Source organism: Cyclobacterium sp. SOCE241 (assembly GCF_056867545.1).
In genome coordinates this window covers 2,616,111-2,629,654 of record NZ_CP149779.1, presented here as the reverse complement: position 1 = coordinate 2,629,654, position 13,544 = coordinate 2,616,111, and the positions used below count along the sequence as shown (strand labels likewise).

At 38.2% G+C, this 13,544-nt stretch carries 15 protein-coding genes and 1 pseudogene; 7 read left to right on the top strand and 9 right to left on the bottom strand.

Features of this window, described 5'->3' with window-relative positions; genetic code table 11:
- Window positions 1-7 precede the first annotated feature (7 nt).
- Window positions 8-642: pseudogene (locus WG932_RS13050) on the bottom strand (O-methyltransferase).
- Window positions 643-647: 5 nt separating this feature from the next.
- Complete coding sequence (locus WG932_RS13045) at window positions 648-1,877, bottom strand: M16 family metallopeptidase (protein ID WP_041934919.1); 1,230 nt, start codon at window positions 1,875-1,877, stop codon at window positions 648-650.
- 916 nt (window positions 1,878-2,793) lie between these two features.
- Here WG932_RS13045 and WG932_RS13040 point away from each other — a divergent pair.
- Entirely contained in the window at window positions 2,794-2,982 is a 189-nt protein-coding gene (locus WG932_RS13040) for a hypothetical protein (RefSeq protein ID WP_483088237.1), read from the top strand.
- Between the two features lie 123 nt (window positions 2,983-3,105).
- On the opposite strand, the gene WG932_RS13035 is transcribed toward WG932_RS13040, so the two are convergent.
- From WG932_RS13035 to WG932_RS13005, 7 genes are all read right to left on the bottom strand, one after another.
- Complete coding sequence (locus WG932_RS13035) at window positions 3,106-3,672, bottom strand: hypothetical protein (RefSeq protein ID WP_483088236.1); 567 nt, start codon at window positions 3,670-3,672, stop codon at window positions 3,106-3,108.
- On the bottom strand, window positions 3,669-4,181 hold the full coding sequence (locus tag WG932_RS13030; RefSeq protein ID WP_483088235.1) for a hypothetical protein: 513 nt from the start codon (window positions 4,179-4,181) through the stop codon (window positions 3,669-3,671). Before WG932_RS13030 ends, WG932_RS13035 begins: the two co-directional genes overlap by 4 nt.
- Window positions 4,182-4,191: 10 nt before the next feature.
- Window positions 4,192-5,136: a cytochrome-c peroxidase gene (locus WG932_RS13025; protein WP_483088234.1), complete on the bottom strand. Its 945-nt coding sequence runs from the start codon at window positions 5,134-5,136 to the stop codon at window positions 4,192-4,194.
- Between the two features lie 136 nt (window positions 5,137-5,272).
- Complete coding sequence (locus WG932_RS13020) at window positions 5,273-5,671, bottom strand: MbnP family protein (protein ID WP_483088638.1); 399 nt, start codon at window positions 5,669-5,671, stop codon at window positions 5,273-5,275.
- Between the two features lie 2 nt (window positions 5,672-5,673).
- Entirely contained in the window at window positions 5,674-6,018 is a 345-nt protein-coding gene (locus WG932_RS13015) for an MbnP family protein (RefSeq protein WP_483088233.1), read from the bottom strand.
- A gap of 3 nt (window positions 6,019-6,021) precedes the next feature.
- A complete protein-coding gene (locus WG932_RS13010) occupies window positions 6,022-7,149 on the bottom strand; it encodes a cytochrome-c peroxidase (protein WP_483088232.1) in 1,128 nt (375 codons plus the stop codon).
- A 197-nt stretch (window positions 7,150-7,346) separates the two neighbouring features.
- The gene (locus tag WG932_RS13005; RefSeq protein WP_483088231.1) at window positions 7,347-7,580 is read right to left on the bottom strand and encodes a hypothetical protein; all 234 of its coding nucleotides are present in this window, start codon (window positions 7,578-7,580) and stop codon (window positions 7,347-7,349) included.
- 501 nt (window positions 7,581-8,081) lie between these two features.
- Between WG932_RS13005 and WG932_RS13000 the strand changes: the two genes are divergently transcribed.
- The 6 genes from WG932_RS13000 to WG932_RS12975 all read left to right on the top strand — a co-directional run bounded on the left by WG932_RS13000 (window position 8,082) and on the right by WG932_RS12975 (window position 13,490).
- The gene (locus WG932_RS13000; protein ID WP_187770879.1) at window positions 8,082-8,279 is read left to right on the top strand and encodes a hypothetical protein; all 198 of its coding nucleotides are present in this window, start codon (window positions 8,082-8,084) and stop codon (window positions 8,277-8,279) included.
- A 1,626-nt stretch (window positions 8,280-9,905) separates the two neighbouring features.
- A complete protein-coding gene (locus WG932_RS12995; protein WP_483088230.1) occupies window positions 9,906-10,847 on the top strand; it encodes a DUF4221 family protein in 942 nt (313 codons plus the stop codon).
- A gap of 11 nt (window positions 10,848-10,858) precedes the next feature.
- On the top strand, window positions 10,859-11,077 hold the full coding sequence (locus WG932_RS12990; protein WP_483088229.1) for a hypothetical protein: 219 nt from the start codon (window positions 10,859-10,861) through the stop codon (window positions 11,075-11,077).
- Window positions 11,078-11,672: 595 nt separating this feature from the next.
- Window positions 11,673-11,885 carry a hypothetical protein gene (locus tag WG932_RS12985; protein WP_483088228.1) on the top strand — a complete coding sequence of 71 codons (213 nt, stop codon included), beginning with the start codon at window positions 11,673-11,675 and terminating at the stop codon, window positions 11,883-11,885.
- Between the two features lie 32 nt (window positions 11,886-11,917).
- Window positions 11,918-12,844: a DUF4221 family protein gene (locus WG932_RS12980; protein WP_483088227.1), complete on the top strand. Its 927-nt coding sequence runs from the start codon at window positions 11,918-11,920 to the stop codon at window positions 12,842-12,844.
- A gap of 439 nt (window positions 12,845-13,283) precedes the next feature.
- Entirely contained in the window at window positions 13,284-13,490 is a 207-nt protein-coding gene (locus WG932_RS12975; protein ID WP_483088226.1) for a hypothetical protein, read from the top strand.
- Window positions 13,491-13,544: the final 54 nt, after the last annotated feature.

Below are 13,544 nucleotides of genomic sequence, written 5' to 3'. Positions count from 1 at the left end.
ATTCCGGTTAAAGCTTTCGAGCAAGCATAATGCCATCCCTTATCGGTAAAATTACATTTTCAACTCTCGGGTCCTTGTTTACTTTCTCATTGTATGCCAAAATCGCGGCTGTGTTTTTATCCAATTTTTTCGGTTCTTCTCCAAAACCTTTCCCGACCATAAAATATTGTCTGCTAAAATTAATCCTCCGGGTCTCATTTTGTCAACCACCAAATCGAAGTAGTTGACATAATTCTGCTTGTCAGCATCAATAAAAACAAAATCCAAAGGCGCCGTTAAGTTGGGTATCACTTCAAGTGCATTGCCTATTGTATAATCAATTTTGTCATTAAGTCCTGATTGCTTGAAAAAACCACGCACCATTTCCTCCAATTCCTCATTGACGTCAATTGTTGTCAGTTTACCTTCGGGAGCTAGCCCTCTGGCCAGAAATATGGACGCATAACCTGTAAACGTACCAATTTCTAAAACATTTATACCGCTTGTCATTTTTACAAACATTTCAAGCATTTTTCCCTGCAGGTGGCCGGACAACATCCGAGGTTTCAAAACCTTTAAATGCGTTTGTCTTTTGATCAACTGAAGTAGTTTGTCTTCGCTTCCACTGTGGTCTTCACAATATTTTAATAGTTCTTCGTCCATCATGATTATTTGGGTAGATAGGTTAGAAAACTAAATTTATCTATATCATATATTTCATTGGCAAGTTCCAATAGTTCCTCAGCTGTGCAAGACCGAATGCTTGAAAAAATAGCTTCTAAAGGTTCAATTTTTCCTTTGTCAAGCAGATTTTTGCCATATACCAGCATTAGTCCGGCATGGTTTTCTTCCGCCATGGCCATCTGCCCTATGGCTTGTTCCTTGCCCATGTGCAACTGCATGCTCCCGAGTTTTCGGGTGCAAATGCGTTGAATTTCCTTTAAAACAATATTCCTTGCTTTGGCGGCTGCCTTTTCTTCAGTGCCATAATAGATGCCAATAAAGCCTGTGTCTGTAAATGCCTGATAAACGGATTCTATGCTGTATACCAAGCCGTGTTTTTCCCTTAAAGCCATATTGAGCCTTGAATTCATACTTGGGCCTCCCAATATATTGTTGAGCAAGTGAAGTTTATACCTCCTTGGGTCATGGATAGAGAGCGCCGGTTTGCCCAAGGCGCAATTGGCTTGGCTGATGTCTTTATGAAAGGCATTGGATTTTGGTACATAGGTTAATGAAGGAATCCTTTTTTTAGTGCTTCGGCTGGTGGGAATATTGCTTAGCAAAGGAGCTAACCGGTTGACAGCCTTTTTAAAACTGATATTGCCTACCACAGAAAACACCATCTTGGAGGTGTCCAAATGCTCTGCAATGAAATTGATAAAGTCCTGTTGAGTAAAACTTTTCACAGAATCTTCAGTACCTAAAATATTATAGCCTAGAGAATGATCGGGAAAGAGTAAGCTGTCGAATTCATCTTGGAGGGCATCATCCGGTGAATCCCGGTACATGGCCATTTCCTCCAATATTACCTGTCGTTCTTTTTCTATTTGCTTTGGTGGAAAAGTGCTGTTAAAGGTAATGTCACAAAGTAAATCAGCTGCTTTGTTCCAATGCTGCTGCAATACAGTGGCATAGAAACATATCTTTTCTTTGGTAGTATAAGCATTGAGTTCGCCACCTACAGAGTCAAGTCTATTGAGGATGTGAAAGGCCTTCCGCTTTTGGGTGCCTTTAAAGGCCATGTGTTCCCAAAAATGCGCCAAGCCAACCTGTTCTTCTGTTTCATCCCTGCTTCCGATGTCAAGAATAAATCCACAATGAACCAGGCGGGTACTGCTTACTTCCTGATGAACAATTCTAATACCGTTTTCAAAGGCCTTGATTTGATATGTCATACTTCTCTTTCCAAAATACAAAAATAGCATCAATTATTGGGAAAGAAACCCGGTAGTAGAAAATTTGGGCCCTTGGATAAGATTTATCTGGAAAATGAGTTCATTGCTTTGGTAAAAAAATAGTACACTAAAGCTTAGACGTTTTAACCCCAATTCTACATCAGGTCATAATGCAATGCAGCATAGTTTACATGAGTGTTTTTGCGGGTATTGTAGCTTTTTTACCAAAATTAGGCGTAAACTATTTCAATAAACAGGTTTCGCTTGTAGATGTCACTACTAGGAGTAGATTGCATCTACTCCTACCTATCAACGAACTTGTAAAACGCAATTACAATCAGCTATTTAATAGAAGACCCTTGTTCAATTCATTCCGGGTTAATAAAAATGAGGGGATTTACGCTGTCATTGTGTTTATATCCCTAATGAATAAAAAAAATAACCAATTCGAAAACCTACATTACTTTACATGCCTCAGGACTATAGGGGTTGAACAGTAATAACTGCCTGTGTCAATTACAGTATGGCAGAATACTAACCTTCCCGCAAAACTGTATGAAGTCAAAACAGTGACATCCGGAACCAGGTCGTAAGAGGTGTGATTTATTAAAATCAATTGCTTTAAGCAGTTTAAACTTGCCCAATGAAGGCCAGGTGAAAAAAAATCAATTTTTTTTCAAAAAGTTTTTTTGAGGTGAAATGCAATTTAAGTAAAACGATTTGCAATTAAGGTTTTTTGTAACGTATTATTTTGTAAAACATTGAAATTCAAAGGGATCTAGGGGTGTTGGGGGATTTGTTTTTACGGATTTTATGTTCCAATTTTGTCATGTTATCAAGTGTAAATAACGGCACTGATTATTTTTAATAGCTCTGATAAAGTAAATTTTAAGATTATGAAAAGTCAAAAAAATTAATGTTGGCCCATCTTTTTGCTCTGGTATCTTTGGTTTTGATACTGGCTGTAGCCAACCTGTTGAGTTTAAATGTATCCATAAGTGGTGGGGTGAATTTTCTTCATGTAGTGTTGATAATTGTTCCTCAGTTAGGATTTGGTTATTTGTTCTGGAACAATGTTAAAACCGAAAAGAAAGTGTTGAGTTGATTTTTTGAAAAGATTCTAAGCGTTTGGTTTATGCGCTGGAAACTATTGAATTTTTTGGGATTTTTTGAAGCTTACCAATACCTACTTTTTTTTATATTTTTTAATTTTTTTCCCACCTTTCTCTTACAATTTGAAAGATTTAATTACCCCAATGCTTAGGCGATTTTTGTGAAGGATTTGATTTCCATTTAAACTTTGTGACAAAGGCGTCTGCCAGACAAAACTCAAAGTCCAATCTTTAATGTTGAGGTCTGTTCCGGCCTGTGCAAATACCACATCACCGCCTGTTAGGGCTTGTTTTTCACCCTCCCAAGTATCATTCGCTGCATGTTCAAAATACCCACCAAGGTTAGGTACTAAAATCCAATCGTTATTGATGGTAAATTGGTGAAAGCCTACAGCCGATCCGTTAAAGCTATTTCCGAATTGGTAATCCTGGCTCCCTTCAGTGGCTGTTTTATAGCTAAAAGAGAGGTTGGCACCTGTTTTTGTATAAAACAATTGGTAATTCATTCTTCCAATCAAACTCCAGGACCCTGTGCCGGGTTGAATAATCGGATCATAAAGTTGCTCCGCATTGGCTATTTGTCTTGATTGTCCGGTGGGAGCAGTGATGGCTATCCCGGGACGGAAAGTATGCCTTGCCTTAGGGTTATAGATATAGTGGATATAATCAGCTGCTAACGTCAAATCCCCCAACCTTTCACGCTTATGGTGGTGTCCTGAACGGGATTGGGTAGGTCTAACAATTTTTCATAATAGACAACATTGGATTCGTAAGGTAGGAGAAAGGCGAAGTTCCAGTTGTTTTTTAACATGAAGTTTCCTCTCAACTCTACCGTTTCATAAGTTTCCCAATCCATTTTGGTTTTGTTGACATAAAGTCCGGTTCCCTCAGGTTCATGCATGACCCTTTGATCGGGTATAGTAGCAGATAAGGTTCTGGCATTGGGCGTGTAGTTGTTAGCAGCACTGTTTTCAAAAACGGCATTTGAAAAACCTGCAGTGGTGACTTGGTTGGTGGTGTTCCCATATTGTGTGTAGTCGCCAAAACTGCGGTGCCTGTAAAACAGACCAAAATAGCTTCTGTTTTGCAAGAGGCTGTATTCGAAAAAGTTACAGCTATCACATGCTTTTGCTTCTTTGGGTAAAAAGGAGAATGTCAACAGGGTGATCGCTAAAATAGTGAGTCGTTTCATAGTTGTAAACCTATTTTTGGTAGGCTGGATTTGTAATAAAATTATAATCATTAAGGCTGTGAAGGAAAGCCAGTAGTTGTGTTCTTTCGGTGGTACTTAATACAATACCATTTTCGAGTTCTGGGGCCAAGGTTTCATTGGTCTTAATGCCGGTTTCATAGTGATCCAATACCTCTTCAAGGCTAGCAAACCTGCCATCATGCATGTAGGGGGCGGTAAAGGATAGGTTTCTCAGAGAAGCAGTTTTATAAGCACCCATATCCTCGTCTTTGTAGGTGATCCTGTACCTGCCCTGATACAGCCCTTCCAATTCCGGTGGGTCAGGATAGCTGCTGTCCAGTCCATTGTTATGGTAACTTAAATCAGTAAATAATCCCTCTTTATGACAACTACTGCAATGTTCTTGGTATACGCTGTAGCCTTTCAATTCTTCTGAATTGAGCTCGATTTCTTCCCTTTTCCATTGGTCGTATTTGCTGTCATCGGAAATAAGGGTTCGCATAAACTGAGCCAGGGACCTTGCGATGGTTGAACTTGTAATGCTGTCTGAAGAAAATGCCTCCTGAAATAACAGGGGGTAAGCTTCATGGGTGTTGATGTATTGAAGTACTTTATTTAGATCTGCTGCCATTTCGTCGGGATGTGTGAGGGGACCAAAAACCATGGATTCCAGGTCATTGGCCCCGCCTTCCCAAAATAGCCCGTCATGCCAGGCTAAATTAAATAAGGCAGGAGAATTCCTATGCAAGGCCGATCCGGATACTCCAATATTGGTCAATGCCAGTCCATCGCTGAAAGCTTTGTCAGGCAAGTGGCATCCTGCACATGAAACTTTTCCATTGGCAGACAATCCCGGGTCATAAAACAGTGTTTTGCCCAATTCTACTCCTTCTTTGTTGAGGTAATTCCTTTCCGGTTGCGGAAAGTCATCCTGTTGAAGCGAAGAAGAATACACCGGAACATAATATTCCGGTATATTTTTTCCACCTCATCAAATGCAGGCATACAAGCATTTGACAAGCCTGAAGCCAACAGTATAAATAACAAACCGGTTTTGCAGAAGCCCATTTAATTAGGAGTGTAAATATGATTTATTTGATGGAAAAAAGGCTTTTCTGGTAATTGTTCGCCACAGAAATGGCCAATGGTCCTCCCATGATACTTGTGCTTTCTAGCTCGTGTACCACTAATTCAGTGTCGCCGGTGAACAAGCTGCTTATTTCGGCTTCTATGTCAAGGTCTACCATGGCTTCACTGCCTAAGGTTAAGCCCTCTGAAGATAAGTCAAAAGAGAATTCTTTGAAATTAACTTCTGTCTCAGGATCGTTATTGCCAATATGAATGACAAGCCCTCTTCTGTCAGAACTTTCGTATTCCCATTCACCTTCTAAGACCAAAAACTTGTATCCTGTTTTCCAGCTCCAGACCATGTCATTGCTAGGATCCAAATCGCCCACTTGATCTGTAGATAGGTTTCTTTCTTTGTCTATGCCTACGTAATAAGATAGTTTGTCGTAACTCCCAGCCGGTACTTCAAAAGTGATTTCTTTTTTCCGGCTTCATCAATAAGGTAATAACCATCTGCTACGAAATAGGTGTTGCCGGTTTCACTGTTTTCAAACGTGATATTAGAAATGTAATATTTAAATTTACTCGGGGTGAAGCTTTCACCTGAGGGCAGGTTATAAGCTTTTCCATCCAGTTCTAATGCTTCTCCATTGAGAACATGAGCGAATTCAAGGTTCACTTGAATTGAAGTAAACATTTCCTCTTCGTCATCTTTACAAGAGGTAAAGCCTAAAACGACCAATAGTATAATAGCTAAATTTTTCATCATATTTTAATTAAAAGGATCCGAAAATGCCGGATCAGTTATAAATGTCTCGTCTGTTAATGTGTGTAAAAAAGCGATAATGGCCTCTTTTTCTTGTGTAGTAAGGTGGAGCTTTACCGGATCTCCCGGTGTAATGATTTCATTGCTGGCTTCCAGGATAAGGATGTCCAAAGTCGCATTGTTTTCCACATGCTCATTGTAATGGTCCAGTACTTCTTCCAAAGTGTTAAACCTGCCATCATGCATATAGGGAGCGGTTAGTGCAATATTTCGTAGCGTTGGAGCTTTGAATTTCCCCTTGTCTTCCGATTTTCCCGTGACCGCCTCTAAGCCCGAATCTAAATTTTCATCCGAATCCAATCCGTTGTTATGAAAGCCCAACAAATCGTTTCTATCGCCTGAAGTCAAAAAACCCAAGTGACAGTCACCACAATTGCCACCTCGCAAGGCTATAGATGCTTCCGGGTGAGTGAAGAAAAGCTCCATTCCCAATTGTTCTATATCGGTAAGGACAATCTCTTCTTTGATCCATTGGTCAAACCTTGAATTGCCGGAGACCAATGTTCGCATAAATTGAGCAAGAGCCTTGCTGACCATGTCAGCACTTATTTGGCTTGTCCCAAAGGCTGCTTCAAAACGTGCTGGGTAATCCGGATCATTTTGCAATCTCACGACCGCTTCCTCTATGGGTAAGTTCATTTCTGTAGGATCCGAAATTGGCTGAAGGGCTTGATCTTCCAGGCTTTCTGCGCGTCCGTCCCAAAAGAACCTGGAGGTCCAATGTAAATTGGCCAATGACATGGCGTTCTTTACACCAATGGTGCCATTTACACCGGCGCTGAACTGCTCACCATCCGTGAAAGCCTTAGACTGCTGATGACAGGAAGCACATGAAATGGACCCGTCCAGTGACAGTTGTTTTTCATAGAAAAGCATTCGACCTAGCGCTACACCTTTCTCTGTGAGGGGATTGTCGCTTGGGGAAGCAATATTGTTAGGGAAATAATCAGGATGTTGTAATTCAATTTCGGTGTTATCGGGAAGGGGCTCTTCAACCAATTCTTCCTTGCAAGCCCAAATTGACGTACAAATCATGATTATCCCAATAGAATAAGTAATTGGGTATCGTGACATAACCTTTACCAGCCAATGTAAAATAATAGAAAATGTGACAGGTTGCCCTAAATAAACGTTAAAAAAGCGAGTTTGATTGCAATTTTGGTGTTAAAGCCACCAAGTTGTATGCCTTCTGTTTATCAAGACTTTTAACCAAAAAGACAATAGCTATATTAACTCGTTTTTCAGATTAAATGGCCCACTGTCAAAGAGAATTAGGCAATTGCTTTGGGTGGGTGAAAAATATCTACGAGTTGGGAAACCCTGTTGGCTTCCTGATAGGAAGTTCCGTGATTTAGGTTGGTGGATGGAAGGGTAGTCAATGAAATAGAGGCTTCTTGTAAAATGAAAATGCCAAAGTCTCTGTTAAATTCTATGCCTCCTGCTTGGTTTTCTTTTTGGTCCTGGGCCTTTTTAATTTCTCTGCCAGGAAGCATTGCCCATCGCAATGCAGCATGGGTTTGTCTTTATTCACACAAAAGTTCTCAATGATATAAGCGCGGTTGATGGTGAAGTCCATCTGTATGACAGAAAAAACCAAGCCGTTGAGCAAGATCATCAAGGAGAGAGATATGTGAATTATTGCTTTCGCCATTTGAATGCAAAAGTAAGGATTTATTTGTTTAAATGCACTTTGTTTGCAAAACTAAAATTGCTTCATGGGCTTATGATTTTGATCATTATCTCAGCCCTTAAATTTGCCTAAGTTTATTAAAAGTAACAGTAACCCATGTGATAGGGTTCAATGAGGTGAAGTGGATAAGTTGATTCTGAGTGTTTAGGGTAAAATTTGGTACCTGTTCAACCCCATCCGGGGTTGTGGTGTTTGAGGTAGGTTTCTGACCCGTGGGTTGCCACCCACGGCTATTATTGTTCAGGCCCTCCAGGTCTGGGATGATGAATATAATAAGTTCAGAATTAACTTGATTATGTAATATTCGGTGAGGGGATTGGCAATATTGGCTGAGGCGTGTCTGGTGGTTGTGATATATTCGGTGGCTACGGTGACTGAGTTGTCTCCGGTGGCTGAGCCTGTCGAAGCCGTCGAAGTCGTCGAAGCCATCGAAGTCGTCGGATCCGTCGGAGTAAAATTGCCGATTGTTTTTATAATCGCCAATATTGATGAAGTGATTTTGACTGACGAATAAGCTTTCAGGGTTTGAAGTTATGTAATGTGAGCAGTTGAGGGAAAAGCGACCCTGCCCAATGATTTTTTAAGTCACGTAATAACTTGTTCGTAATCTAAACCCCGGCAGGGGTGATATTATTGTAGCCAGTGGCCTCAGCCACTGGTTTAGTAAATTATCAGTTGATATGATTTTGGCGGTATTGTTGCTCTTTTCTGCAACAATGCTGACAAAATTACACCGTCTATTTCTTATCAAAAACGCGCTTTAGGGCAAACCAAATCCCAGTCCTTTTAGGAAGAGCCGGCATTGCAAATGCCTCAAATTCTTTTAAATTGGATAATTGGGAGTAGTTCTAAACTACTCCCAGCGGAGTAATCACCAACCCTGACGAAGTAATATCTACCGACGAATATGCTTTCAGGGTGTGAAGTTATGTAATGAAAGCAGTTCAGGAAAAAGTTACCCTGCCCAATTATTTTTTTAACCACGTAATAACTTGTTCGAAACCTAAAACCCCGGCAGGGGTGATATTTTTGTAGCCAGTGGCGTCAGCCACTGGTTTAGTAAAATTATCCCCCATCACGATTTTGGCGGTATTGTTGCTTTTTTCTGCAACAATGCTGACAAAATCACAACGTCTATATTATATCAAAAACGGGCATGAGGTCAAATCAAATTACCCAGCCCTGAATGCAAAATACATCAGCCCATGGTGCCAACCCTATATTAAAATGCAATACCAAACCTCAGCCCTAAAAAGTGGAGCCGGCATTGCAAATGCCTCGTATTCTTTAAAAATGGATAAATGGGAGTAGTTTTAAATTACTCCTCGGGGGAAAAGCGACCCTTCCCAATGATTTTTTAAGTCACATAATAACCTGTTCGAAACCTAAAACCCCGGCAGGGGTGATATTTTGTAGCCAGTGGCCTAAGCCACTGGTTTAGTAAATTATCAGTTGATATGATTTTGGCGGTATTGTTGCTTTTTTCTGCAACAATGCTGACAAGATCACAACTATTTCTAAAATGGCGAAATCCCTAAACACAGGGTGGGACCCCTATGTTAAAATGCCAAATCAAATCTCAGCCTTGAAAGGTGTAACCGGCATTGCAAATGCCTCGTAATCTTATCAAATGGATGGTAGGGAGTAGTTCTAAACTATTCCCAGAGGAGGAAAAGCGAGCCTTCCCAGTGATATTTTTAAGCCAGGTAATAACCTGTTCGTAACCTAAAACCCCGACAGGGGTGATATTTTGTAGCCAGTGGCGTCAGCCACTGGTTTAGTGAAATTATCCGTTAATATGATTTTGGCGGTATTGTTGCTTTTTTTCTGCAACAATGCTGACAAAATCACAACGTATATTTCTTGTCAAAAACGCGCATTAGGTCATTGGGTTAAAATGTGAAACCATATCCCAGCCCTGGATTCTAAGATATATTATTTTCTTCCCTTAACCTGTATTGGTCAAGCCGGAATTTCTCCACACGTTGCCATAAATTTATCCATCAAAGTTTAGAGAGAAATTTTAAACTTTTATATTAGTTATTAAATGATTAAGTTTAGTTCTCTTTCCTTTTTTAAGTGTTGAGAAACTTTATAGGTGACCTCTATTAAGAAAAAAACATTTTGAATAGCTCTTTATATGCTAATTTTTACAAATAATTTATCAGAATATAGGAATGTTTTTATCATTTTCCTTTCACTGTTTTATTCCTGTCAGATAGAAACAGAAAATAAATTTCTAGAAATAGAATTGGTTAAGGAGATAAAAATTAAGCCTGAAGTTCTGACCATACCTAATCCACCCTATGTTCACTTGATAGAATCAGATTCAGGTCAACACCTTTTTTACCTGAATCCTACTTCGATGAGTTTACAATTTATGAATATGGAAAATGGAAAAGTAGCAAATGAGATCGTTTTGGAATACGATGGCCCGAATAGTATGAGCAGACGTTCCGGAATTGCAGGTCTGGAAGACGACAAAGTTTGGACAACTTTTAGGCCACATGCCATTGCTTATTTCAACTATAAGGCAGAAATACAATTTAAAAAGGACATTCCATCTGGTGAGGTTGATATTACTTATGTAGGATCTAGTTTTCAAAAGGGACTTCACCAATATGGTGATAAGGTTTTTGGCATGCAACCGCTTTTTATGAACCATCATGGGATGAATAAAGAAGACATTCAAAAACATTCTCTGGTCTATAGTTATGATATGGTTTCAGATCAGACCAAATGGTACGATGTGTATTATGCTAAGGATTATTGGGATAGTGGGAAAAAACTATCTGATTTTTCATGGGTAAGAAGAGAGGACAAGCTTTATATATCCCCATGGTATGACCATGAAATACAGGTATTTGACATGGAGCAAGAAAAAGTGATTAATAAGGTGGCAGTTAAGTCAGATCATATCAATAGCTTTTATTATGTAAATGAGATTCCAGGCACACACGAAGAAGGGTTAATGGGCTATTTAAAAAATGATCTATATGGAATAATTCTTTATGACAAGTACAGGGATTGTTTTTATCGTTTTTTTATCCGGGATATACGGATGATGAAGAATATCCAATAGATAAACTGTGGATGCTAAGAAATTCAAGACCTTATACAGGCGTGATGGTTTTGGACAAGGAATTGAATATAATAGGTGAACATGTCTTTGATAAATTTCAAGTACATACTTCTTCTAATGTATTTGTAGGAGAAGAAGGCTTATACCTCTCCCTTAACAATGAAAACAGTCCCGATTATGATGAGGACCATTTAAGGTATATGGTGGTTCGGTTTGATGTGGGCGATTGAGCAAAAGAACTGTTTATAATTAAAATACCTTTGATTTTATTCGTCCTTTTTTGTGAATCCGGCATTACAAATGCCTCAATTTCTTTTAAAATGGATAAATGGGAGTAGTTTTAAATTACTCCTAGGGGGAGCGACCCTTACCCATTGATTTTTTAAGTCACATAATAACCTGTTCGAAACCTAAAACCCCGATAGGGGTGATATTTTTGTAGCCAGTGGCCTCAGCCACTGGTTTAGTAAATTATCAGTTGATATGATTTTGGCGGTATTGTTGCTCTTTTCTGCAACAATGCTGACAAAATCACAACGTATATTTCTTGTCAAAAACGCGCATTAGGTCATTGGGTTAAAATGTGAAACCATATCCCAGCCCTGGATTCTAAGATATATTATTTTCTTCCCTTAACCTGTATTGTTCAAGCCGGAATTTCTCCACACGTTGCCATAAATTTATCCATCAAAGTTTAGAGAGAAATTTTAAACTTTTATATTAGTTATTAAATGATTAAGTTTAGTTCTCTTTCCTTTTTTAAGTGTTGAGAAACTTTATAGGTGACCTTTGATAAGAAAAAAAACATTTTGAATAGTTCTTTATATGCTAATTATTACAAATAATTTATCAGAAAACAGGAATGTTTTTATCATTTTCCTTTTACTATTTTGTTCATGTCAGGGAGAAGGAGACAATAAATTGCTGGAAATAGTAAAGGTTAAAGAATTAAAAGTTAAGCCTGAAGTTCTGACCTTCCCTAACCCTGCTTATGTTCATTTGATTGAATCAGATTCAGGGCAATACCTTTTTACTTGAATCCTACTTCAAAGAGTTTGCAATTTATGAATATGGAAGATGGAAAAGTGGTCAATGAGATCGTTTTTGAAGACGATGGGCCAAATAATATGAGCAGACGTTCCGGAATTGCAGGTCTGGAGAAGGATAAGGTTTGGGCAACGTTTAGGCCGCATGCAATAGGATATTTCAATTATAAGGGCGAAATACTGTTTAAAAAGAAAATACCTTCTGGTGAGGTTGATATTACTTCTATAAGATCGAACTTTCACAAGGAACTTCACCGCTACGGGGATAAGGTTTTTGGTATGCAACCGCTTTTCATGAATCATCATGGGATGAATAAAGAAGACATCCAAAAACATTCTCTGGTCTATAGTTATGATATGGTTTCAGATCAGACCAAGTGGTATGATGTATATTATGCTAAGGATTATTGGGATAGTGGGAAAAAACTATCTGATTTTTCATGGGTAAGAAGAGAGGACAAACTTTATATATCCCCATGGTATGACCATGAAATTCAGGTATTTGACATGGAGCAAGAAAAGGTGACTAATAAGGTTAAAGTTAAGTCAGACCATATCAATAGCTTACATTATGTAAATGAGCTTCCAAGGACGCACGAAGAAGCATTAATCAATAGGTTAAGTCATGATATTTATGGGATAGTTCTTTACGACAAGTATAGGGATTGTTTTTATCGGTTTTTTTATCCAGGATATACTGACGATGAAGAATATCCAATAGATAAACTGTGGATGCTAAGAAATTCAAGGCCCTTTACAGGTGTGATGGTTTTGGACAAGGATTTGAATATACTGGGTGAGTATGTTTTTGATAAATTTCAAGTACATGTTTCTTCTAATGTATTTGTAGGAGAAGAAGGTTTATACCTCTCGCTTAACAATAAAAACAGTCCCGATTATGATGAGGACCATTTAAGGTATATGGTGGTTCGGTTTGATGTGGGCGAATGAGCAAAAGAACTGTTTATAATTAAAATACCTTTGATTTTATTCGTCCTTTTTTGTGAAGCCGGCATTACAAATGCCTCAATTTCTTTTAAAATGGATAAATGGGAGTAGTTTTAAATTACTCCCAGAGGAGTTTTATAAATTAATAGTTAATTCTATAAATAAAATTGAAATAATTATATATAAAATATATTGGGTAGGTAAAATTATTTATTAAAAATAAATTAGAATATTATTTCCCAGAAGGGGAAAGTGTGTGTGTTATATTGATTGTATAGGTCTTTTTGTAAAGCTTATACGAAATAATATATTGTTAAGTGGTGTTTGTGATGTAGTATTATTTTGTTCCTTAAGAGTTTTAGGCTTGTTTAATTTTGTAGTTTCATTTTTTTTTTTTTAGTTTTAACTAAATAAATGTTACACTTAAATTTTCTTATTATTTATGAAAAAGTTAATTAAAAAACCAGTTCTTTTATTGGGTACTCTGGGAGCATTGATTGGTTTAGGCTTTGTTTCTACGCAAAATGCAGATGTATTTGAACAAGGTTCTGTTAAATGGTGTGATTGGAAAGATGCACCTGGTGATCCTTTAGATGGGTGCAAAATTCCAATGGATAATGAACCATGTATTTGTGAAAACCAATGTTAGTTTCATTTGGATTCTTTGTTTTTCGGTTTTTTTGAAAAAGGAAATTTGAAACGA

Excerpts from the sequence above, each read along its gene's own strand:
- WG932_RS12995 (WP_483088230.1), top strand. The coding sequence starts at position 9,906 with ATGCTAATTTTTACAAATAATTTATCAGAATATAGGAATGTTTTTATC.
- WG932_RS13030 (WP_483088235.1), bottom strand. The coding sequence starts at position 4,181 with ATGAAACGACTCACTATTTTAGCGATCACCCTGTTGACATTCTCCTTT.
- WG932_RS12985 (WP_483088228.1), top strand. The coding sequence starts at position 11,673 with ATGCTAATTATTACAAATAATTTATCAGAAAACAGGAATGTTTTTATC.
- WG932_RS12990 (WP_483088229.1), top strand. The coding sequence starts at position 10,859 with ATGCTAAGAAATTCAAGACCTTATACAGGCGTGATGGTTTTGGACAAG.
- WG932_RS12975 (WP_483088226.1), top strand. The coding sequence starts at position 13,284 with ATGAAAAAGTTAATTAAAAAACCAGTTCTTTTATTGGGTACTCTGGGA.
- WG932_RS13040 (WP_483088237.1), top strand. The coding sequence starts at position 2,794 with ATGTTGGCCCATCTTTTTGCTCTGGTATCTTTGGTTTTGATACTGGCT.
- WG932_RS13010 (WP_483088232.1), bottom strand. The coding sequence starts at position 7,149 with ATGTCACGATACCCAATTACTTATTCTATTGGGATAATCATGATTTGT.
- WG932_RS13015 (WP_483088233.1), bottom strand. The coding sequence starts at position 6,018 with ATGATGAAAAATTTAGCTATTATACTATTGGTCGTTTTAGGCTTTACC.
- WG932_RS12980 (WP_483088227.1), top strand. The coding sequence starts at position 11,918 with ATGGAAGATGGAAAAGTGGTCAATGAGATCGTTTTTGAAGACGATGGG.
- WG932_RS13045 (WP_041934919.1), bottom strand. The coding sequence starts at position 1,877 with ATGACATATCAAATCAAGGCCTTTGAAAACGGTATTAGAATTGTTCAT.